At 55.5% G+C, this 20,086-nt stretch carries 20 protein-coding genes; 10 read left to right on the top strand and 10 right to left on the bottom strand.

From position 1 onward, the window contains the following. The first annotated feature begins 48 nt into the window (after positions 1–48). The 6 genes from AUQ42_RS02990 to alaS all read left to right on the top strand — a co-directional run bounded on the left by AUQ42_RS02990 (position 49) and on the right by alaS (position 5,399). Entirely contained in the window at positions 49–1,101 is a 1,053-nt protein-coding gene (locus tag AUQ42_RS02990; RefSeq protein ID WP_068517482.1) for a hypothetical protein, read from the top strand. A gap of 238 nt (positions 1,102–1,339) precedes the next feature. Then, entirely contained in the window at positions 1,340–1,480 is a 141-nt protein-coding gene (locus AUQ42_RS02995) for an entericidin A/B family lipoprotein (RefSeq protein WP_068517483.1), read from the top strand. 62 nt (positions 1,481–1,542) lie between these two features. After that, entirely contained in the window at positions 1,543–1,719 is a 177-nt protein-coding gene (locus tag AUQ42_RS15600; RefSeq protein ID WP_082817698.1) for a DUF1328 domain-containing protein, read from the top strand. Positions 1,720–1,923: 204 nt separating this feature from the next. Beyond that, positions 1,924–2,067 carry an entericidin A/B family lipoprotein gene (locus AUQ42_RS03000; protein WP_068517484.1) on the top strand — a complete coding sequence of 48 codons (144 nt, stop codon included), beginning with the start codon at positions 1,924–1,926 and terminating at the stop codon, positions 2,065–2,067. Next, on the top strand, positions 2,060–2,575 hold the full coding sequence (locus AUQ42_RS03005; protein WP_068517485.1) for a GNAT family N-acetyltransferase: 516 nt from the start codon (positions 2,060–2,062) through the stop codon (positions 2,573–2,575). Before AUQ42_RS03000 ends, AUQ42_RS03005 begins: the two co-directional genes overlap by 8 nt. A 169-nt stretch (positions 2,576–2,744) precedes the next feature. Then, complete coding sequence (gene alaS / locus AUQ42_RS03010; RefSeq protein WP_068517486.1) at positions 2,745–5,399, top strand: alanine--tRNA ligase; 2,655 nt, start codon at positions 2,745–2,747, stop codon at positions 5,397–5,399. 101 nt (positions 5,400–5,500) lie between these two features. Here the strand turns inward: alaS and AUQ42_RS03015 are convergent, their stop codons facing one another. Beyond that, complete coding sequence (locus AUQ42_RS03015; protein ID WP_068517487.1) at positions 5,501–6,397, bottom strand: DMT family transporter; 897 nt, start codon at positions 6,395–6,397, stop codon at positions 5,501–5,503. A gap of 143 nt (positions 6,398–6,540) precedes the next feature. Here AUQ42_RS03015 and AUQ42_RS03020 point away from each other — a divergent pair, with 143 nt between their 5' ends. Further along, positions 6,541–6,981: an Lrp/AsnC family transcriptional regulator gene (locus AUQ42_RS03020; RefSeq protein WP_068517488.1), complete on the top strand. Its 441-nt coding sequence runs from the start codon at positions 6,541–6,543 to the stop codon at positions 6,979–6,981. A 106-nt stretch (positions 6,982–7,087) separates the two neighbouring features. Here the strand turns inward: AUQ42_RS03020 and AUQ42_RS03025 are convergent, their stop codons facing one another. Together AUQ42_RS03025 and AUQ42_RS03030 are read right to left on the bottom strand one after the other, a co-directional pair. After that, on the bottom strand, positions 7,088–8,077 hold the full coding sequence (locus AUQ42_RS03025) for a GyrI-like domain-containing protein (RefSeq protein WP_231856665.1): 990 nt from the start codon (positions 8,075–8,077) through the stop codon (positions 7,088–7,090). Between the two features lie 113 nt (positions 8,078–8,190). After that, positions 8,191–9,585 (bottom strand): DUF2254 domain-containing protein, encoded by a 1,395-nt coding sequence (locus tag AUQ42_RS03030; RefSeq protein WP_068517489.1) that lies wholly within the window; start codon positions 9,583–9,585, stop codon positions 8,191–8,193. A gap of 267 nt (positions 9,586–9,852) precedes the next feature. On the opposite strand from AUQ42_RS03030, the gene AUQ42_RS03035 reads away from it, so the two are divergent. Together AUQ42_RS03035 and AUQ42_RS03040 are read left to right on the top strand one after the other, a co-directional pair. Then, positions 9,853–10,599, top strand: coding sequence for a TetR/AcrR family transcriptional regulator (locus tag AUQ42_RS03035; RefSeq protein ID WP_068517490.1), 747 nt, complete (start codon positions 9,853–9,855; stop codon positions 10,597–10,599). 85 nt (positions 10,600–10,684) lie between these two features. Next, on the top strand, positions 10,685–11,944 hold the full coding sequence (locus AUQ42_RS03040) for an MFS transporter (RefSeq protein ID WP_068517491.1): 1,260 nt from the start codon (positions 10,685–10,687) through the stop codon (positions 11,942–11,944). A gap of 46 nt (positions 11,945–11,990) precedes the next feature. On the opposite strand, the gene AUQ42_RS03045 is transcribed toward AUQ42_RS03040, so the two are convergent. From AUQ42_RS03045 to AUQ42_RS03075, 7 genes are all read right to left on the bottom strand, one after another. After that, positions 11,991–12,842 (bottom strand): lipopolysaccharide assembly protein LapB, encoded by an 852-nt coding sequence (locus AUQ42_RS03045; RefSeq protein ID WP_068517492.1) that lies wholly within the window; start codon positions 12,840–12,842, stop codon positions 11,991–11,993. 236 nt (positions 12,843–13,078) lie between these two features. Then, positions 13,079–14,503 carry an aldehyde dehydrogenase family protein gene (locus tag AUQ42_RS03050; RefSeq protein WP_068517493.1) on the bottom strand — a complete coding sequence of 475 codons (1,425 nt, stop codon included), beginning with the start codon at positions 14,501–14,503 and terminating at the stop codon, positions 13,079–13,081. Between the two features lie 68 nt (positions 14,504–14,571). After that, positions 14,572–15,303 (bottom strand): MBL fold metallo-hydrolase, encoded by a 732-nt coding sequence (locus tag AUQ42_RS03055; protein WP_068517494.1) that lies wholly within the window; start codon positions 15,301–15,303, stop codon positions 14,572–14,574. After that, on the bottom strand, positions 15,300–16,421 hold the full coding sequence (locus AUQ42_RS16095) for an ABC transporter ATP-binding protein (protein WP_068517495.1): 1,122 nt from the start codon (positions 16,419–16,421) through the stop codon (positions 15,300–15,302). The genes AUQ42_RS03055 and AUQ42_RS16095 overlap by 4 nt, the downstream gene beginning before the upstream one ends. Continuing rightward, complete coding sequence (locus tag AUQ42_RS03065; RefSeq protein WP_068517496.1) at positions 16,418–17,209, bottom strand: ABC transporter permease; 792 nt, start codon at positions 17,207–17,209, stop codon at positions 16,418–16,420. The genes AUQ42_RS16095 and AUQ42_RS03065 overlap by 4 nt, the downstream gene beginning before the upstream one ends. A 1-nt stretch (position 17,210) precedes the next feature. Continuing rightward, positions 17,211–18,074, bottom strand: a complete 864-nt coding sequence (locus AUQ42_RS03070; RefSeq protein ID WP_068517497.1) for an ABC transporter permease — start codon at positions 18,072–18,074, stop codon at positions 17,211–17,213. Between the two features lie 146 nt (positions 18,075–18,220). Then, the gene (locus AUQ42_RS03075; RefSeq protein ID WP_068517498.1) at positions 18,221–19,309 is read right to left on the bottom strand and encodes a PotD/PotF family extracellular solute-binding protein; all 1,089 of its coding nucleotides are present in this window, start codon (positions 19,307–19,309) and stop codon (positions 18,221–18,223) included. Positions 19,310–19,450: 141 nt separating this feature from the next. Here AUQ42_RS03075 and AUQ42_RS03080 point away from each other — a divergent pair, with 141 nt between their 5' ends. Next, positions 19,451–20,074: a TetR/AcrR family transcriptional regulator gene (locus tag AUQ42_RS03080; protein WP_068517499.1), complete on the top strand. Its 624-nt coding sequence runs from the start codon at positions 19,451–19,453 to the stop codon at positions 20,072–20,074. Positions 20,075–20,086: the final 12 nt, after the last annotated feature.

Consider the following 20,086-nt stretch of genomic DNA (forward strand, 5'->3'; position numbering starts at 1 on the left):
ATCAGGAGCAATTTCAACCCGGTGAAGATTAAAACACGGATTGAAATCATGAAACATGTAACTTCTGCGGCCCTTCTTTCACTTGGTCTTGCCAGCGTTCCTTGCATGGCGACCCCGTCCGCGGCACAGGAACTGGCGGGCTATGACCGGTTCGATGTCACCGCATCACACAGATCCATGCCGCTTTCTGCGTCCATCTGGTATCCGGCGGGGACTTATATCTATCGTGCGCCGGTCACCAAAAGCGCAATCTGGCAAAGCACGGATGCCTATATCGGGGCAGCGATTGCACCGGGAAAACACCCGCTGATCCTGATCTCGCACGGATCGGGCGGCAATATGGATGCGCTGGGCTGGCTGTCATCGCAACTGGCACTTCGCGGGGCAATGGTGCTGGCGGTTAATCATCCCGGCACGACATCGGGGGATTCATCGCCCCGGCGCACCATTCATCTGGCGCCGCGTGCGGCCGATATCACCGCCCTGCTTGATCAGGTTCTCGCCGATCCGGACTTTGCCCCCTATATCGACCGGGACCGGATTTCGACGGTCGGGTTTTCGTTGGGTGGGACAACGGTTCTTAATCTGGCGGGGGTGCGATTTGATGGCGACCTGTATCGTGATTTTTGCAAGACGCATGGCGATGCGATGCAGGATTGCGCCTTTTTGAAACGTGGCGGGGTCGATTTCGATCAACTGTCTGATGACATTGCCATCGATGCCAAGGATCCCCGGATTTCGCGATTTGTCGCGATCGAACCTGGCATGACCTATGCGGTTGATGACAACAGCCTGAAAAACACCGATCAGGATGTGCTGTTCATCCGGCTTGGCAAAGAACATGGCTGGCCGGCTGCTGATCTTGAGGCGACCGGAAGCAACCTGTTGGGCAAGCTTGATCATCCGGCCTATGCGGTTTTTGCCCCGGCTGACCATTTGACGTTTCTGGCGGAATGTGTGCCCGGTGCGGCCGAACTTCTGGCGCGGATGGATGATGATCAGGTCTGTTCGGACCCGGCGGGAACCGATCGCGGCCATATCCACCAACAGATCATTGATGAAATCAGCCGGTTTCTCGACCTTGGCGCGTCGCCATCCTGATTGGCGCATATGATGGCGGATATCACGGATCATCCCCCGGAAAGCGGCCCGGTTGACGGGTTTCTTTCCGGTGCCCCAAAATGATCACGATTTCGCATAACTATATGAAAAATATATCATTAAATAGTGTCGAATGGGGTGAAAAACAGCCTTTAGTGATATGGGGGCGGAACAATTTTGAGTTGTCCCCGTTTGATATCCTGTGAGCAACACATCACGAGCAAACAGGAGAACAAACATGTCAGACCTGATGAAAAAAATTCTCGCCGTTCTGATGATTGGTGGTCTTGGTCTTGGCCTTGCGGCCTGCGAAACCGCCGAAGGTTTCGGCGAAGATGTCGAAGATGCCGGTGAAGCCATCCAGGACAGTGCTTCGTGATCCGGGCTGATTAAACAGGTCGCTTTACCCTCAAAGCACCCAATAACTGCAGGAGAATTCCCATGATTGGTTGGGCCGTATTCTGTCTGATCCTTGCCCTGATTGCCGCCGTATTGGGTTTTGGCGGCTTGGCCGGGACTTTCGTTGGCATTGCGAAGATTCTGTTCTTTGTCTTCATCGTGCTGTTTGCCGTTTCACTTCTGGTGAATGCATTGCGTGGCCGCCGCCCGCCAATGTAACCGGCAACGAAAGACAAAAAGGGTTGGGATAAAAAACCGAACCGACGAGCACACAAAAGGGCGCCATATTGGCGTCCTTTTGCTGTGTCTGGATGGGGCCGGGTAATGGCGATATTGGTTGCAACCAAAAACCGGTCGCGCCAAAATGGCGTATATACTCAAAGGCGGTATCCGAACCGCACAGCGTTGGAGCATTCAACAAACATGGTAACGATCACAAAACGTCTGTTGGCAGTTGCGATGGTTCTTGGCTTTGGCATGGCGTTGTCGGCCTGCGAAACCGCCGAAGGATTTGGCCGCGATATGGAAAAGCTGGGCCAGCAGATCCAGGAAAGCGTGAATGAGTAACCGTTCAAGCGCCCTTGCCAGCGAACGGTTATATTATGCCCCGGTAAAGGTCGCCGATATTGGCGACCTTTTTGTGTTTCTGGGGGATGCTGCGGCAATGCGCTTTACCCATTGCGATCAATCGCTTGAAGATTGCCAGACCAGATTGCTGGCCTTTGAAGCACGTCGCAATCAGGACGGCTTTGCCCCCTGGGTCGTGCGGCACAGGGAAACCGACAGAATCATCGGTTGGGGCGGACTTTATATCGACCCGTTCGATCCCGACTGGGGACCGGAAATCGGTTATTTCCTTCATCCCGACCATCATGGTCGCGGATTTGGCCGTGAACTTGCCGAAACCGCCATCGCCTTTGCGCGGGCCCGAACATCCTGCTGTATGCTGGGTGCCTTTGCCCATCCCGACAATCATCCATCGGCCAAGCTATTGTCCCGATTGGGGTTTGTGCAGATCGGTTTTGTCGCGTCAATGAACCGCAACCGGTTTCGCCTGATGATTGACCGGGCCTAGCGCGTGGCGATTTTTGCCTTGTTGCAATCACGCAATTCATAAAACTTGATACATTTGCCGCCCAAGCCCTTCGCCTGACTGGACAGGGCAGGGCCGAGCCGCTAAATAGGGCAGTCCGTCCGCCAACATGGCGGATGAATTTGTTCCGCGTTTTCCGGGTTGGAGAGATATGCAGACCGTTAACGATATCCGCACCACGTTTCTGGAGTTCTTCCGCAAGAACGGCCACGAAGTCGTTTCCTCCAGCCCGCTGGTGCCGCGCAATGACCCCACCCTGATGTTTACCAATGCCGGGATGGTCCAGTTCAAGAACGTTTTCACCGGCCAAGAGCATCGCGATTATTCACGCGCGACCACCTCGCAGAAATGCGTGCGTGCCGGAGGCAAACATAACGATCTTGAAAATGTCGGTCATACCGCCCGCCATCACACCTTTTTTGAAATGCTCGGCAACTTCTCGTTTGGCGATTATTTCAAGGAAAACGCGATTGAATTCGCCTGGAACCTGATCACCAAGGAATATGGTCTTCCCAAAGACAAGCTTCTGGTCACGGTTTATCACACCGATGACGAAGCCCATGGTCTTTGGAAAAAGATTGGCGGTCTGTCTGATGACCGCATCATCCGTATTCCGACCTCCGATAACTTCTGGTCGATGGGCGATACCGGCCCGTGTGGTCCGTGCTCGGAAATCTTCTTTGACCATGGCGATCACATCTGGGGTGGGCCTCCGGGCAGTGCCGACGAAGACGGCGACCGTTTCATTGAAATCTGGAACCTCGTCTTCATGCAGTATGAACAGATGGCAAATGGCGATCGCATTGATCTGCCCAAGCCGTCGATTGATACCGGCATGGGCCTTGAACGTATTGCCGCTGTCCTTCAGGGCAAGCACGACAACTATGACATCGATCTGATGCGCGCCCTGATCGAAGCATCGGCCGATGCCACCAATACCGATCCGGATGGTCCGCATAATGTGTCGCACCGTGTGGTTGCCGACCATCTGCGTTCGACCAGCTTCCTGATTGCCGATGGTGTTCTGCCGTCCAATGCCGGTCGCGGTAACGTTCTGCGTCGTATCATGCGCCGTGCAATGCGCCACCTGCACATGGTAGGCACCCAGGATCCGGTCATGTATAAACTGGTTCCGGCACTGGTGCGCAAAATGGGTGGGGCGTTCCCGGAACTGGTCCGTGCCCAGGCGCTGATCGAAGAAACGCTCAAGCTCGAAGAGCAGGGCTTTAAAACCATGCTTGATCGCGGTCTCAAGATGCTTGATGACGCGACCGACGGCATGAATGAAGGCGCCACCCTTTCGGGCGAGGTTGCCTTCAAGCTTTATGACACATATGGCTTCCCGCTTGATCTGACGGCCGATGCGCTCAAGGCACGCAAAATCGGCATTGATGAAGACGGTTTCACTTCCGCCATGGAAGAACAGAAGGCCAAGGCACGTGCCGCATGGTCGGGTTCGGGCGAAGCAGCGACCGAAGAAGTCTGGTTTGACATCAATGACCGTGATGGCGCGACAGAATTCCTTGGCTATGAAACCGAAACCGCCGAAGGTGTTATCACCGCCCTGATCAAGGATGGTGCCGAGGTCAAAACCGTATCAAAGGGTGACGAGGTTGCCGTTCTTGCCAACCAGACCACCTTCTTTGGTGAGTCCGGTGGTCAGCAGGGCGATGCCGGTGTGATCAAAACCGAAAAGGGTGCGATCATTGAAATCACCGACACCCAGAAAAAGCTCGGCGCGCTGCATGTGCATCTGGGCAAGGTTGTCGAAGGCGACGTTTCGGTTGGCGATGCGGCTGAATTCCGTGTCGATCATGCCCGCCGTTCAAGCTTGCGTGCCAATCACTCGGCAACCCATCTTCTGCATGCGGTGATGCGCAAGCATCTTGGCGATCACGTCACCCAGAAGGGCTCGCTGGTCGCACAGGATCGCCTGCGCTTTGACGTTTCCCATCCCAAGGCCGTAACCGCCGAAGAAGCCGCCCTGATCGAAGCAGACGTCAACCGTCTGATCCGTGAAAACAGCGAAGTCACCACCCGTCTGATGACCCCGGACGAGGCGATTGAACTGGGTGCTATGGCGCTGTTTGGTGAAAAATACGGCGATGAAGTCCGCGTTGTTTCCATGGGCCTTCCCGAAAGCAACGAACATGCCTATTCGCTTGAGCTTTGCGGTGGTACGCATGTCAAACGCACCGGCGATATCGGCATGTTTAAAATCGTGTCCGAAGGTGCGGTTTCAAGCGGGGTTCGCCGTATCGAAGCCCTGACCGGTGCCGATGCTGCCAATTACATGGCGGCCCGTGAAAACGTGCTGGCAACGGTTGCTGCCGACCTTAAGGCCGTCCCCGAAGATGTCCCGGCGCGCGTCAAGGCGCTTCAGGAAGAACGTCGTCGTCTGGAACGCGAAGTCTCCGACCTGCGCAAGAAACTTGCGACTGCCGGTTCCGGCGGTGCTTCGGGCGGTGATGCCTTCAAGGAAGTCAACGGCGTCAAACTGGCCCTACGTTCGCTTGACGGCATTCCGGCCAAGGAACTCAAAGGCATGGTTGACGAACTGCGCGATCAGATGGGGTCTGGCATTGTTGCACTTGTTTCGGGCGATGGTGGCAAGGCATCCGTCGTGGTTGGCCTGACCGAAGACCTGACCGCGAAATTCAGCGCGGTTGACCTTGTCCGTATCGGGGTTGAGAAACTCGGCGGCAAGGGCGGCGGTGGCCGTCCGGATATGGCGCAGGGCGGCGGTTCCGACCCGTCGCAGGCCGATGCCGCACTGGCCGCGATCGAGGCACATATCGCCGGCTGACGCGATCCGCGATCAAAAGTATGACGAATAAAAAGGGCCCCGACCGGGGCCCTTTTGTTTTGTCTGATGATTGCGATTTGGGCAGGGATTATCGGGGATTGTCAGGGCGCCACATTGCGTTGTGTGCGGGGGCGGATGATTTGCCAGCCAAGGTTCATGCCTGCCGCTGCTATCAGGATGGCAATGGCACCGATGATCTGAGCGATATCGGGGCGATAGCCAAAGGCGATCAGGTCAACAATGATCGCCACCACCGGATAGATGAAACTGAGCGACCCTTGCAGATGGGTCGGCAATTTCTGAACCGCGCCATACATCAACACATACATGATCCCGGTATGGACCACCCCGACCGTGATCAGGCAACCCCAACTGATTGCCGTGGTTGGCAGGTTTTCAAAATCGGCAAATGGCGCAAGCATCACGATACCGATACAGACCTGAACAAGGGCGATCAGATGGGGCGGGGTGCCTTTGAGCTTTTTGGTGATGATCGCCGCTGTCGCCCAGAAAAACGCTGCCCCAAGCGCCATCAGAATGCCAGCGGCATAGTCCGATCCGCCAAGGCCTCCCTGGGGTTTACCAGAAATGATCAAAAGCAGACCGGCAAAGGCAATGCCAAGCCATGCGAATTTGTTGATGGTCAGTTTCTCACCGAAAAAGGCCGCACCAAACAACACCAGCATAAAGGGCTGGGTGTTATAAACCGCGGTCGAGACCGAGATTGAGGCCATCGAATAGGACTGAAACAGCATGTACCAGTTGGTGACGATGGCAACCCCGCCAAGGGCGGCCCAGCCCAGCATGCGCACATTCAAAAGCCCGCGCAAAAGCCCCATGGTCGCACAGATCACCAAAAGCGAAAGCGCCCCAAAGAAGCAGCGCCAGAAAACCACATCCATGGCCGGGCGGTCCGACATCACAACAAACCAGCCAATGGTGCCCAAAATTGTCATGGCAGCCGTCATTTCGATCGTGCCGCGGACTTGTTCTTTCATCGCAAAGCTCCGTTCAGGAAGTCATTTGATGGGATTACTTTCGGCTTTTTTGGGCGGGTTTTATATGGCTTGTGAAAGGTGAATTTGGCATGTAGCCTTCTTAATCAAAGCCGGATCGTCAATTTTGTGGAATTTGTAAAGTCATGGACGAGATCGATCAGAAGATTCTGAAAATCCTGATGCGTGATGCCCGGATTTCGCAAAAGGAACTGGCCGCCAAGGTCGGACTTTCCGCCCCCGGTGTTGCCGAGCGGGTCCGGCGGCTTGAAGAACGCGGGGTCATTCGCGGTTTCACCATTGATGTTGACCCCGAAGCCCTGGGATATCCGTTGCAGGCGATTGTGCGCATTCGGCCCTTGCCCGGCAAATTGCATATCGTGCAGCAACTGATTTCCGAAATTCCCGAATTTGGCGAATGTGACAAGGTAACCGGCGATGATTGCTTTGTCGCACGGCTTTATATCCGGTCGATGAAGGAACTGGACGGGTTGCTTGACCAGATTGTCGACAAGGCCGAAACCAACACCGCCATTGTCAAATCCAAGCCGGTCGAACGCCGGATGCCGCCACTTTCGCCGAAATGATTGTGCGGCCTTGCGCGAGGCATCCGGTGCCATACGCTAAACGCTAAACGTCATGCGTCACGTGCGATGTGTGACGTCCCATGCGGTGCGTTTCGTGCCAGGTGTTCTATGCGAGCGGCAGCAGGATATCGGTAACGGCCTGATGGTCCGGGACGTCGGGGAAAAAGGCGACGCGTTGGAAAACAAGCGGGAAGTCGCCGGGCGTTTCGCCGCTTTGTGGCAACCAGTCGCGATAGAGCGCAAGCGCGCTGTCACCAAGTGTCTGGTCGCTTCCGACATGACGCAATTTCGCGTATCGCCCGGCCGGGATCATCAGGGGATAAAGACCGGCTTTTTCATCCTCGGCTGTCAGGGGCCGTGTTGTGGCAACGCAAAGCCCCATACGGAAATCATCGGGCGGCGTATCATCGGGATTGCACCAGACAATATTGAATGTCGCGTGTTTTGACGGGTGCAGATGATGGATTTTGCGCCAGGCAATAAAACGTTGAATGGTCTCGCCGATGCGTGCAGGCGGGCCGACATGATCCAGACAGGCGGTGGGTGTTTCGGGGAAGTCGATGATTGAAACGGCAGTGTAATCGGGGCTGGTCATCGTGTTTCTCCTGATTGTCTGCAACCCGTCATAAGGGGCCTGCCAATTGTCCCAATCGGTGGATTTGCGAAAGTCGCGCGGTGCGATCCCGTGGATCTGGCGAAAGGCGCGGGCAAAGGATTCCGGCCCCTCGTACCCGGCATCAAGGGCGATTTGCAAAACCGGGACATCTTGGCGAAAGGCCAGCATATGGGCGGCACGGCGCATCCGGATCAGGCGAATATATTGCCCGACATTCATGCCGTAAAATGCCGCAAATTGCCGATGGAAATGAAAGACCGAAAAGGCAGCAATGCCGGCCAGGGTTTCAAGCGACAGGGCCTTGTCATCCCGAATTTCGGGACTGGCATCAGGGCCGGTACCAAGACAGGTATCAAGACTTGTATCAATATGGGCAATGACCCGTTCAAAACGGCGGGCGATGTCTGATTTTGCCGGGACATTCATGATGGCGTGGCCTGACGGTTGCGATTGCTGATTACGGGCTTGATCCTGTGCCATCATGCACAATTCCGCTGACCAATACCTGACCGATTTTGCGGATTTGTTTCGGGTGTTCGGAGATACGGGAATGTGGTCCTGTGCCGAGCTGACAGCATGTTGGTCGGGATGCGTCAGGAAACCGAATAATCATCCTTGGCCTGTTGTTGGCGCAAGACGCGGTTAACGGCGCGTTCGACGGCCTTCCGATCAGTGGCGTCCGCAATGTCGCGCGCAGCGGCCCGACCGATCAGGCGCGCATGTTCGCGCAGGATTTCCAGATGTTTTGGATGTTTGGCAAGGCCGGTGAGGCTTTCAAGGACCTCTGCCATCGGCAAAAGGACGTCGGGTTTGGCGCTGGCCGATTGGCGGATCTGGTTGAAGGCCGCATTCATCATGCCACCGAAATCCGACAGATGGGCGCAGATGCGTTCCTTTCCCTGATCATCGCGCCACAGTCCCATTGGATAATGGAAATCCATCGCCTGTGGCAAGGCGCGACCGAGCCGATGGATCACGGCAATTGCGGTGAACGGATCATTGATCCCGGGGGAAAGGGCGCGCAAGGCAACCTCGACCAGTTGTCGCAGGGCAAATTCGATATCAAGCATGGCGGTGCGCTGACTGCCGATCATGATCTGTTGGGCGATGGCGTCATGTATTGCATCTGATCGGGTGTCAGAAGGCCCGGTGTCAGAGGGCCCGGTGTCAGACGGCTTGGTGCCGTTGTTTTCATCCTTGCCGATTTCACCGATAATATCACCGGCAATCACATGCTGTCCGGCGCGGACCGTCAGTGCGACACGAATATCGTGCTTGATGGCAACATCAAGCAGGTCGTCATAATCAATGCCCTGCACATAGCCCGATTTTGCGGCCGTAATCGTGCGATCCGAGGTGTTGGCACCCGCATCGGGCAGGGTGCAGCTTTCCCCGGCGGCATTGTCAATCGGCCCTGACAGGGTTTCAAGCGACGAGGAAATCGTTTCTTCAAGATTGGCGCCGACCTTCTGGATCACGTGATCGGCAACGATGGAACGTCCCAGATGATGGACAAACAAAATCAGCACAAACAGACTGACGACAAACAGCGCAATGCCGGTCATGGCGGCGATCTGCGGGACCGCGCCATCATCGGTCTGCCCGCCCATCAGGACCAGGCCTGTAATCAGAAACTGGATCGTGCCGACGAAACTGCCCAACGCATTTTGGGTTTTGGGATCGCCCATGAAGTTGCGAATGGTGCGCGGCCCCAGCGACCCGGCCGCAAGGGTAAGCACCACCATGGTGACCGACAGCGCAAAGGTGGTCATCGTCACAAGCGTCGCCAGCAGCGTCGATGTCAGATCCTGGACCGTTTCAACCGTTTCAAAACGCGGCCAGAAATCGGGCAGGCTTGCAATGATATCTTCGCCCGGCAACCGGATGGCCAACAGTGAAAGCACCGCACCGCCAATCGCATAAAGCAACGGAGTGAACCACAGGCTGTGGCCGACAAATTCCCATATTCGGATAAAGCGGTGAAACATGTGCCGTGATCCTGTTGTGAATGCGTGCCCGGGCGACAAATGCCGCCCGTCGGCAAAACCGGACCGGGACAGCGATCAACATATAAACGTCTGGAACTGTGGCCGGTTCCCGGTTTGCTGTTGTACTGGTCCGGGTCGATATCGCGCAGATCATTTTTGCCGGTTATTGCGGTCAATGTCTCCTGACTTTTTGGGGGAATGACACCTATGCAAAAATCACGATTGCCCGTGTTTGAAAAATGAACCAAATTCGATTTTACGTCAAAAATGATCCAACGGGTAGAAGGCCGCATTGGCATGGTTGTGCAAAACCGCATGGAAAAACGCCAGCAACGCGAAGAAATGATCCTTGATGCCGCCGGGAAACTGATTTCAGAAGTCGGCTTTTTCGAGCTCAAGATGTCGGATATTGCGCGGGCCTGTGACATTTCGGTCGGTACCCTTTATGGCCATTTCGCCAGCAAGGAAGATTTGCTGATCGGGCTTGCGGTCATGGCCGGTGCCAAACGCGCCGAAAAGTTTGATATCGCACGCAATCATGATGGCAGCGCGATTGAAAAATACATCATCGCCAATCTGCTGGATCTGGGTTTTTCCATCGATCATCCGCAATTGTTCGAGGCCGAATATCTTGCCCTTGCGCCGTCGGTCTGGAAACGCGCAACCCCGGCCCGCCATCAGGCCCAGCTTGATCAGATCAATGCCATCACCACGATGTTTCAGACCTTCCTGACCGAGGGGGAGGATGAACTTGGCATTGCCCCGGATATGACCAGCCGCAGCCGCAACCTTAACCTTGGCAGTTGGGGGCTTGGTTACGGGATCAATGTGCTGGTTCTATCTGAAATCACCGACCGTCATTATGGACAGGAACTGCGCAAGAATGCGGTCAGTATCCTGTGCGACGGTCTGGCCGATCTTATGATCGGGGCCGGGTGGCAGGTCGATGATGCCAGGGCCAAGGTCCGTGCCCTTGCCGCCACCTATGTCGATGCCCCCGGTTTTGATCAATGAATTGAAATAACTTCTATCGCCCTTTTGCCCACCAATAGCCCCTAACAACCGTCGCTTACCAGCGCAGCGCCCCACGGAGTTCCCCATGTTGCAAGAAAACAAGGCAATGTCGGCGGTCTTTTTGACCGTTCTGTTCGGCTTTGCCGGGTTCAGTTTGCCCTATCCGGTCTTTGGACCCATGTTTCTGAAACCTGAACTTGGTTTTCTTGATCCATCTATTCCCGAACAATATCGCACCATCCTGTTGGGTGTTGCCATGGCGCTTTATCCCATCGGGCAGTTTATCGGTGCACCATGGCTTGGCCGGTTATCGGACCGGGTCGGCCGCAAACCGGTTTTGATGGCATCGCTGTTCGGGGCGGCGAGCGGCTATATCGTTGTTGCCATCGGGGTGGCGAGCGCCAATTTGCCGCTGGTTTTGGTCGGGCGGTTTGTATCAGGCCTGTGCGAAGGCAATATGGCGATTGCCCAGTCGATTGCATCGGATATCAGTACCCCGGCAAACAAGGTCCGCAATTTCGGCCTGATCACGGTGGCGATCAATGTCGGCTGGATCGTCGGGCCGTTGATGGGGGGCTTTTTCTCTGACCCGTCCATTCATCCGTCCTTTAACGTGTCCTGGCCGTTCTTCTTTGCCGCGGGCATGTATGGCTTCAACCTTCTGGTCGTTGCGGTGGTCCTGCATATTCCGGAATATGCCCGCCGTCGCGGACGGACCAAGGATGATCAGGCGATTGCCGGGCGGACTGTCTGGGCGACCTTGACCGATCCTGTGCTGTTGCCGGGCTACGCGGTTTCATTTGCCAGCTATTTCGCGATCTATCTGTTTTTCTGCTTCTTCGGGGTTTACCTGGTACAGACCAGCGATGTGACCAGCAGTTTCCTTGGCATGTGTTCGGCGATCATTTCGATCCCGCTTATTCTGGCCGGATTGACCGTGGAACGTGCGCAGCGCCCGATGGGCCTTCGCGGGGTAGCGGCTCTTGGGCATATGTTGCTGGCCATCGGTTTGATTACCTTTGTCCTGCCTGACGGGCTGGTCTGGGTGTTTGTGCCGATGTGCATTGCCGCCTTCGGGATTGCATGGTGCGAAGTTACCACCAGCCTGTTCATTTCAAACGGTGCCGGTGCCCACGAGCAGGGGCAGGCATTGGGCATTTACCGATCCGTGCATGTTCTGGCCGAAGCCGCGGCAGTTTTGACCGGCGGGGTTCTGGCCGGGCTGGATAATACATCGCCCTTCATGGTTGGTGGGATTGCGGCATTGATTTGCGTGATCGGCATTCTGGGCTGGGTGAAATCATCCGCCCTGATCCCGGCCCGTGCGGATGGCGCAGCCGAATAGACATCCGAAAAATGAAACGCCCGCACATCAATGCGGGCGTTTTCCATCAGATATCGGTCGGATCATGCGGGGCCAGTGCTGCACGCCGGATCAATGCCTGGGCGGTATCATTTTCCTGGCGGTTTTTATCGGGCAGCTTTGCCACCTGATCGGCAAGGGCGCGGATATCGTCCAGATCTTCCATATCGCCACAGATTTCCATGACCCGCCCCCAGATCGCATCATGATCCATGCCGCCCATCACGGTGAGCGTGATGGCGCGGTTAAGGGTCGCTTCGCGGTGTTCGGGATCTTGCGACAGGATTTGTTCAAAGGTTTCAAAACCTGCGATCAGGTGACCTTCGCGCAGATTGATCACACCAAGATCGTTTGACGCGGTCAGTGACGATGGATCAATGCGCAGCAATTGTTCAACGGCGCGTCTTTCCCCTTCAAGATCGTCACTGGCGCGATAGCACGCCGCCATCAGCCGGTGAATGGTTTCCGATCCCGGACTGTGATGTGCCGCGGTCTGAAGGGCAGAAAGGGCATTGTCACTTTGATCAAGTTCAAGCAATGCCTGCGCGCGCAGGGTCAGAAGTTCCGGGTCGGTCGGTTTGGCGCGCAAAACGATGTCGACATGATTAAGCGCGTCACGCGCATCACCGTTTTCAAGCAGGGCGCGTGCAATGTGATAGAGGCAATCGGCATTGTCCCTATCAGATTGCAGCACCGTGCGATATTCACCGAGTGCTTCGGTAATCGAACCTTTTTCATGCAGGGCACGGGCCAGACCAAACCGTGCTTCAAGATTATCCATGTCTTCGCCAAGTGCCTGGCGAAGCATATTGATGGCGGCGTTATATTGCCGCCTTTTCAAGGCAGCAAGCCCCATGTCAGCAAAGGACATGGCATTCATTTTTCGTCTCCCAATCCATACGAAATCCGTTCCCCGGATCATCAGACTTATCGATTTACGATGGGATTATAATGGCCGGGCTGGGCATTGCCACTATTATGTCATTTGGGAACTTTTTACGGCGATGGCACCTGCTGGTTGCAAAAAAGACAGGGCCCCGGAATTGTCCGGGGCCCGCTGCAATGTGCAATGTGCAATGTGCAATGTGAAATGTGCCGGAATGCGTGCCGTGCAGATCACGGCTTATGCAGCATTTTGATTTCCATGAAATCTTCAAGACCAAACAGACCGCCTTCGCGCCCGATGCCCGATTGTTTATAACCGCCAAACGGGCTTCCCGGACGGGGGAAGGCACCGTTGATGCGGATCATGCCCGCACGCAGTTTGCGGGCAACGCGGTCGGCCTTGGCATCATCGGGGGTCTGGATATAGGCCGCCAGGCCATAGGGCGTGTCATTGGCGATTTTGATGGCTTCTTCCTCGGTGTCGAACGGGATCATGGCGACGACCGGGCCAAAGATTTCTTCGCGGGCGATGCGCATGTTATTGTTCACATCGGCAAAGATCGTCGGTTTGACGAAATAGCCTTCATTCACCCCGTCGGGCTTGCCAACCCCGCCAACCAGAAGGGTTGCACCTTCGTCAATGCCGGCCTGAACAAGGGTTTGCACCCGGTCAAACTGGATGTGGCTGACCAGCGGGCCGATATGATCGCCTTTGACCCGCGGATCGCCAACCTTGGCGGCATCGCCGACGCGTTTGGCAACCTTGACGGCCTCGTCATAAATCGATCGCTGAACCAGCATCCGGGTCGGTGCATCGCAGGTCTGGCCGGAATTGTTGAAAACATCAAGAACGCTGAACGTGATGCGGTCTTCGACATCCACATCGTCAAACACGATGTTTGGCGATTTGCCACCCAGTTCGAGGGTAACGCGTTTGACGTTTTCGGCCGCATCCTTGGTGATCGCCTTACCCGCACGGGTCGATCCGGTAAAGGACATCATCGCGATATCGGGATGGCGTGAAAGCGTCGCACCGGCAACCGGACCCGCGCCCTGCACAAGGTTGAAGGCCCCGGCGGGGAAGCCTGCCTCGTGGATCATTTCGGCATAAAGCGTTGCATTAAGCGGGGTGAACTCGGATGGTTTGAGAACACAGGTGCAGCCAGTTGCAAGGGCAGGAATGACTTTCAGAACGATCTGGTTGATCGGCCAGTTCCAGGGCGTGATCAGGCCGCAAACCCCGATCGGCTCACGCAACAGCGTTTCCCCGTTATGCAGGGTTTCTTCGAGTTTGAGTTTTCGCAAAACATCAATGAAATCGGCAAGATGGTCGGTTCCGGCCGCGGCCTGCTGTTCATGGGCCATGGTTGTGGGCGCGCCAAGTTCGGCGGTGATGGTATCGGCGACCTCGGAATAGCGGCGCTTATAGATCGCAAGCAGATTTTCAAGCCAGCCAAGGCGCTGTTCAATGGTGGTCTGGCTATAGGTTGCAAAGGCGCGTTTGGCCGCAGCAACCGCAAGATCGACATCTTCTTCGCTGGCCAGCGTGATTTGGGTGATGACTTCTTCGGTGGCCGGGTTGATCACATCCATTTTCTCGGACGAAATCGGATCAATCCATTTGCCATTGATGTAAAATTTGCCTGCGTTTTCCATAGGAAGCCTTCCTGATCGTATGGGTGTATCTGGCGCGGTCTGATGCGGTCGGCATCAAACCGGTATCTTCAGGTCCGTTCCCTCAGCCAGCTTTTTATAATCTCGCGGTGGCGTTCGCCGCTGTAACTGGCAAAATGTCCGCCATGGACGACACGAACCGGCAAGTCATAAAGCCGTTCCATCGATCGCACATAATCCTTTGCATTCGCATGATAAGTGTCTTCGATCAAAGGTCCATTATAAACAATATCGCCCGAAAACAGGATGCCGGTCGATGCTTCCCAAAGGGCAATGCCGCCCGGCGAATGGCCCGGTGTGTGGATGACTTCGAAATGCCGGTCGCCAAGATCAATCACGTCGCCATCTTCGACAATCCGGGTCGCCGGGGCGGCCTTGACCGCATAGGTGGTCGAGGCATAGGGAAGCGGTGGCAGTTTGGTAAAGATCTCGTCCGTGACATAGGGATCGGCAAGGGTGTTTTGGCGCGTCGGTGCGGCAAGAAGGTCTGCCTCGCAGCGATGGCAGATGCGGTTTTCAAATTCGTGATGGCAGCCGATATGGTCAAAATGCGTATGGCTGGCGACCGCCTGAACCGGGCGTTCGGTGACCAGCGGCACCCAGTCGGTCAATGACACCACACCCATGCCGCTATCAACCAGCATGTCGCCATCGCGCCCGCGAATGTGCCAGATATTGCAGCGATAAAATTCCTCGATAAACGGTTCACCGATATAGGTGACATCATCGCCAACGGATTTGGTGCTGTACCAGTCTTCGGGTTTGGCATGTTCAAGGGTCATGATGCCACAGCCTCCTGCTGCTGGGCGGGGGTGGCGTGACCGGGCAGAATTACCACCGATGACGGATCAATCGTCAGGTCAATCCATGCGCCGGGCTCGATCGTTGCCGATTGCGGCATATGGGCGGTGATCGTCATGTTGGGATAATCAGCCGGACTTAGATGCGCACGGTGATGGGTGCCAAAAAACGACCCGTCTTCGATCTTGGCCGCGCCAAGCGTGATGCGCGGGCCGGCCCCGGTACTGGCACGGAAATGTTCGGGGCGAATGGCCAGGGTGATTTTCTGTCCGGCGGAAATGGCCGGATCGGCCAGTGCCATTTCGGGCAGTTTGACCGCGCCCAGAACCGTATTGACGTGAATGCCGTCATCGGTTTTGGCGTCAACCGTGCCGGGAATGAAATTGACCTCGCCCATGAAGCTTGCCGAAAACACGGTTTTGGGCCGCATATAGATTTCTTCGGGACGACCGACATCTTCGATCCTGCCTGCATTCATCACGACAATGCGGTCGGCAATTGCCATGGCTTCTTCCTGATCATGGGTAACATGAACAAAGGTGGTGCCAACGCGTTTCTGGATGGCTTTCAGCTCATCCTGCATCTGGCGGCGCAGTTTCAGATCAAGCGCGCCAAGCGGTTCATCAAGCAACAGCACATCTGGCTCAACCGCAAGCGCACGGGCAAGGGCAACGCGCTGGCGCTGCCCACCGGAAAGCTCGTGGGGCTTTTTGGATGCCGACGCCTTAAGCCCGACCATATCAAGAAGTTCTTCGGCCCTGGCATGGCGTTCGGCCTTGCCGACCTTGCGCATCTTAAGACCAAAGGCGACATTGTCGCGCAAGGTCATATGCGGAAACAGGGCGTAATCCTGAAACATCGTGGTGGTCGGGCGTTTGGATGGTGCCACGGACCCCATATCGCGCCCGTCAATTTCAATCACCCCGCGGGTTGGTGACAGAAACCCGCCCAGAAGCGACAGCAAGGTGGTCTTGCCACAGCCCGACGGGCCCAGAAGAACGATGAATTCACCCGCCGCGATTTCAAGGCTGACATCATCAAGTGCGGTAAAATCGCCAAAGGTTTTGGTGGCATTGCGAATGGAAACAGGGGCGGTCATTTCTTTGCCGTCCTTCTAAAGACAATCAGTTCAAGAATAAGCAGCAGCGCAGCCGATACCAGGAAGACAACGCTTCCGACCGCGTTGGTTTTCGGGTTCAGGCCCGATCGCAGCATGCTCCAGATTTCGACAGGCAGGGTGACGTCAAACCGTGACAGCAGAAACGCGATGATAAATTCATCCCAGCTGAACGTGACCGACAGGAAAAATGCCGCCAAAATCGATGGCATCAACATCGGGGCAGATACCTGTGTCATCACCTGCCATTCAGCCGCCCCAAGATCGCGTGCGGCCCGTTCGATGTTTTTTTGATGATCGCCCATCGATGCATAAATGATGGCAAAGCACAGCGGCAAATTGATTACCACATGCCCGATGCCAACGGTCCAAAGCGACAGGGAAACACCCATCCAGTTAAAGGTCGACAGCAAACCAAGCGCGATGATCAGGTAGCTGACCGTCATCGGCGCCACCAGAAGCCCGCGCTGAAGCCGGGATGCCGGAAGAACAAAGCGCGCCAGCCCGTAAGCGGCACAGAAACCAAGCACACAGGCAACAAGTGACGACCCGATGGCCACGATTAGTGAATTGCCAAGGGCGGACATCAGGCGACTGTCGGCAAAAACCTCGCCATACCATTTAAGGGTCGCGCCGTTAAAGGGCGGGACGGGCAGGCGCCCGTCCTGAAATGAAAACAGCACAAGGACCGCGACCGGCAAAAATATAAAGCCGTAAAGAACCGCCAGATAAGCCCAGGAAGCGATTTTGGAAAGGCGTGAAGAGATCATTTTATGTTCTCTCCATCTTGAGCCAGCGCGCACAGGCAATATAGGCCAGCGTCACCACCACCATCAGAATGATCGACAGCGTTGCCGCCATCGGGAAATCGGCCCGTCGGCCCAGTTGCAACATGATGACCTGTGGCAGGGCCAGTTCATTATTGCCGCCCAAAATCTGGGGCGTGATGTAATCGCCGATACACAGCACAAATGTCAGAAACGCGCCAACCATGATGCCCGGCAAGGTCAGCGGCAAGACAACATGCCAGAATACCTGAAATCCGTTGGCGCCCAGATCGGCCGCCGCCCGGCGATAGTTGGGCGGCATTTGTACCAGATTGGCATAGATGGTCAGGGTCAGAAGCATGACAAAGAAATGCACGAACCCGATCACGGTGGCGGTGCGCGTGCTCGCCAGTTCAAGCGGTTCGGCAATCAGACCGACATGCAAAAGCGCGTTATTGATCACGCCGTTTTTGGCCAGAACCAGAAGCCAGGAATATGACCGCACCACATAGCTGGTCCAGAATGGCAGGATCGCCAGAATCAATGCCATGCGCTGCCATTTTTGCGGGACGCGCTCGGCAATGATCCAGGCCAGCGGATAGGCCAGAATCACCGAAATGATGGTGACGGTAAATGTGATTTCCAGCGAGACAAAAAGCCCCTTGAGCAGATGGGCCTTTTCAAAAAACGTAATGTAATTATCCAGATTCCAGGCCATCACGATGTCGCGGCCCTTGCGGGTGGCAAGGCTGATCGCGGCCATGACAACAAACGGAATGACGAAAAACGCGACCGTCCACAAAAGTGCAGGGGTGACAAATCCCCATGCGCGGCGATTTTCGCGTGTTTCAAGGGTGACTTGGGCCATCACGGTGTCCTTTGTCGCAACACAGGCATTTTGCCCGGTTACCGGTCTTGGTGTCGTGGAAGGTTGGTCGCCGTTTTGGCAAGCTTAGCAGAACCATTGCCCCGCAAAAAGCGGGGCAATGGCGGGTGGCAATAAGCAAGGGATGCTTACTGCTGGAGCATCTCGACCCAGGCATCCTGCATCTGGGCGTCCAGATCGGCATCCGGGATCGGATAAAGCTGCGAGTTTTTCAGATATTCGGGCTGATCATCCCAGCGAAGGGCTGCTTTTTGCGCATCGGACAGGTTTTCCCCGGCCTTGGAATTGGCGGGCATGCCCCAGTAACAGGACGATGTCGCAAGACGCGCCTGACCTTCGGGGCTCAGGATGTATTGCACGAATTTCAGCGCAAGGTCGGGCTTGGCAGATTCCTTCATCACGCCAATCGACTGGGCCCAGCGCAGGCCGCCTTGTTTCGGGATGACCCAATCAAGGTTCGGTTTGTCTTCGGACAGAACCGCCGTGATCCATTCACCGCCGCCAACAAGGATATCGACCTCACCCGTGGCCAAAGCCGTTTGGGAGGAAACCACTTCGCCAACCTGTTTGGAGACCTTTTTCATCGCAAACAACTTTTCCTTGATGGCGTCCATATCGTCCGCCCCAAGATCGGCCGTATCAATGCCAAGTCCCAGCCCGACAAGGCCGATAACAGGCAGGTAATAGTCATAAATCGCGATGCGTCCGGCATATTTGTCCGACCAGATCACCGACATGTCTTCCATGTCCTTGGGATCAACCTTGGTCTTGTCGAACGAAATGGTGTTGTAGCCGAACTTTTCGGTAACCGCATAGGTTTTGCCATCAACCACATTGTTTTCCGCCATCACGACTTCCGGGAAAAGATCGGAAGTCGGAAGGGCATCGGCCGGAATTTCGGCCAGAAGATCCATTTCAACCGCACGATGGACATCAACGCCGTCAATCACAAACACGTCCCAGTCCCCCGGACGGGACTGGTCGATGATCGAAAGGCCCGCACCCGTGCCTTCATATTCCTTCAGATTGACTTTGACGTCGTATTTCTTTTCGAACGGTTCGATCAAGGCCGGGTCGGTATGATCGCACCAGACAAGCGCGTTGAGTTCTTCTGTGGCCTGTGCGCTGTTTGCAACGGCAATGGCACCAAGCAAGAAGGTCGCAGCACCGCCCAAAAGCTTATTGCGGGTTTTCCCCGTGGAAACGTGACGAAACATAGGCTCTCCCTGATTTCATATTGAGGCCTCCCTTTTATTGGGTAACTCGGCACTCATTCTGGCACCGTTGAAAAAATATTGAACGCGTTCATTTTTTGAGTCAATGTAATTTTTGAACCCGTTCAGTTTTCCGGAGTGACCATGTCAGGTCTGCGCGCCCAGAAGAAAGCCGATAAGAACCGCCGTATTCTCGAGGCGGCGACAACGCTGTTTCGCAAGGTCGGCTATGACAGTGCCCGCATCGAAGACATTGCCGAAATGGCCGGGGTATCGGTCGGAACGTTTTATAACTATTACAAAAACAAGGGCGACATGCTGATGGCCACCGTCTCGATGGAGGTCGAGGAAGTGCTGGCAGCAGGCGAGGGGATCATTGCCAAAAAGCATGATCAGGTCGCATCGGCCCTGTTTGATCTGATCGGTAAATATTACGACCATTCCCTGACCTATCTGTCCAAGGAAATGTGGCGAACGGCGATGTCGCTTTCAATTGCCCAGCCCGAAACCCCGTTTTCCAAACGCTATACCGCGCTTGACCACCGGCTTTCCAAACAGGTCTGCGACCTTTTTCGGTCGTTGCAGGATCGCGGTATTGTCCGCAAGGATGTCGATTGCACCGCACTGGGCGAGCTTGTCTTTAACAATGTGAACATGATGTTCATCGAGTTTGTCAAAGACGAGGACATGGATGTTGATGGCCTGATGGCAAGCGTGGCAAAGCAAAATTTGCCTGTGGCATCGCTGATATCTGTTGGTGCGGACTGACCTGCCATTAAG

Source organism: Thalassospira sp. MCCC 1A02491, assembly GCF_001613785.1.
GTDB classification, from domain to species: Bacteria; Pseudomonadota; Alphaproteobacteria; order Rhodospirillales; family Thalassospiraceae; genus Thalassospira; species Thalassospira povalilytica.

Excerpts from the sequence above, each read along its gene's own strand:
- AUQ42_RS02990 (WP_068517482.1), top strand. The coding sequence starts at position 49 with ATGAAACATGTAACTTCTGCGGCCCTTCTTTCACTTGGTCTTGCCAGC.
- AUQ42_RS02995 (WP_068517483.1), top strand. The coding sequence starts at position 1,340 with ATGTCAGACCTGATGAAAAAAATTCTCGCCGTTCTGATGATTGGTGGT.
- AUQ42_RS15600 (WP_082817698.1), top strand. The coding sequence starts at position 1,543 with ATGATTGGTTGGGCCGTATTCTGTCTGATCCTTGCCCTGATTGCCGCC.
- AUQ42_RS03000 (WP_068517484.1), top strand. The coding sequence starts at position 1,924 with ATGGTAACGATCACAAAACGTCTGTTGGCAGTTGCGATGGTTCTTGGC.
- AUQ42_RS03005 (WP_068517485.1), top strand. The coding sequence starts at position 2,060 with ATGAGTAACCGTTCAAGCGCCCTTGCCAGCGAACGGTTATATTATGCC.
- alaS (WP_068517486.1), top strand. The coding sequence starts at position 2,745 with ATGCAGACCGTTAACGATATCCGCACCACGTTTCTGGAGTTCTTCCGC.
- AUQ42_RS03015 (WP_068517487.1), bottom strand. The coding sequence starts at position 6,397 with ATGAAAGAACAAGTCCGCGGCACGATCGAAATGACGGCTGCCATGACA.
- AUQ42_RS03020 (WP_068517488.1), top strand. The coding sequence starts at position 6,541 with ATGGACGAGATCGATCAGAAGATTCTGAAAATCCTGATGCGTGATGCC.
- AUQ42_RS03025 (WP_231856665.1), bottom strand. The coding sequence starts at position 8,077 with ATGGCACAGGATCAAGCCCGTAATCAGCAATCGCAACCGTCAGGCCAC.
- AUQ42_RS03030 (WP_068517489.1), bottom strand. The coding sequence starts at position 9,585 with ATGTTTCACCGCTTTATCCGAATATGGGAATTTGTCGGCCACAGCCTG.
- AUQ42_RS03035 (WP_068517490.1), top strand. The coding sequence starts at position 9,853 with ATGATCCAACGGGTAGAAGGCCGCATTGGCATGGTTGTGCAAAACCGC.
- AUQ42_RS03040 (WP_068517491.1), top strand. The coding sequence starts at position 10,685 with ATGTTGCAAGAAAACAAGGCAATGTCGGCGGTCTTTTTGACCGTTCTG.
- AUQ42_RS03045 (WP_068517492.1), bottom strand. The coding sequence starts at position 12,842 with ATGAATGCCATGTCCTTTGCTGACATGGGGCTTGCTGCCTTGAAAAGG.
- AUQ42_RS03050 (WP_068517493.1), bottom strand. The coding sequence starts at position 14,503 with ATGGAAAACGCAGGCAAATTTTACATCAATGGCAAATGGATTGATCCG.
- AUQ42_RS03055 (WP_068517494.1), bottom strand. The coding sequence starts at position 15,303 with ATGACCCTTGAACATGCCAAACCCGAAGACTGGTACAGCACCAAATCC.
- AUQ42_RS16095 (WP_068517495.1), bottom strand. The coding sequence starts at position 16,421 with ATGACCGCCCCTGTTTCCATTCGCAATGCCACCAAAACCTTTGGCGAT.
- AUQ42_RS03065 (WP_068517496.1), bottom strand. The coding sequence starts at position 17,209 with ATGATCTCTTCACGCCTTTCCAAAATCGCTTCCTGGGCTTATCTGGCG.
- AUQ42_RS03070 (WP_068517497.1), bottom strand. The coding sequence starts at position 18,074 with ATGGCCCAAGTCACCCTTGAAACACGCGAAAATCGCCGCGCATGGGGA.
- AUQ42_RS03075 (WP_068517498.1), bottom strand. The coding sequence starts at position 19,309 with ATGTTTCGTCACGTTTCCACGGGGAAAACCCGCAATAAGCTTTTGGGC.
- AUQ42_RS03080 (WP_068517499.1), top strand. The coding sequence starts at position 19,451 with ATGTCAGGTCTGCGCGCCCAGAAGAAAGCCGATAAGAACCGCCGTATT.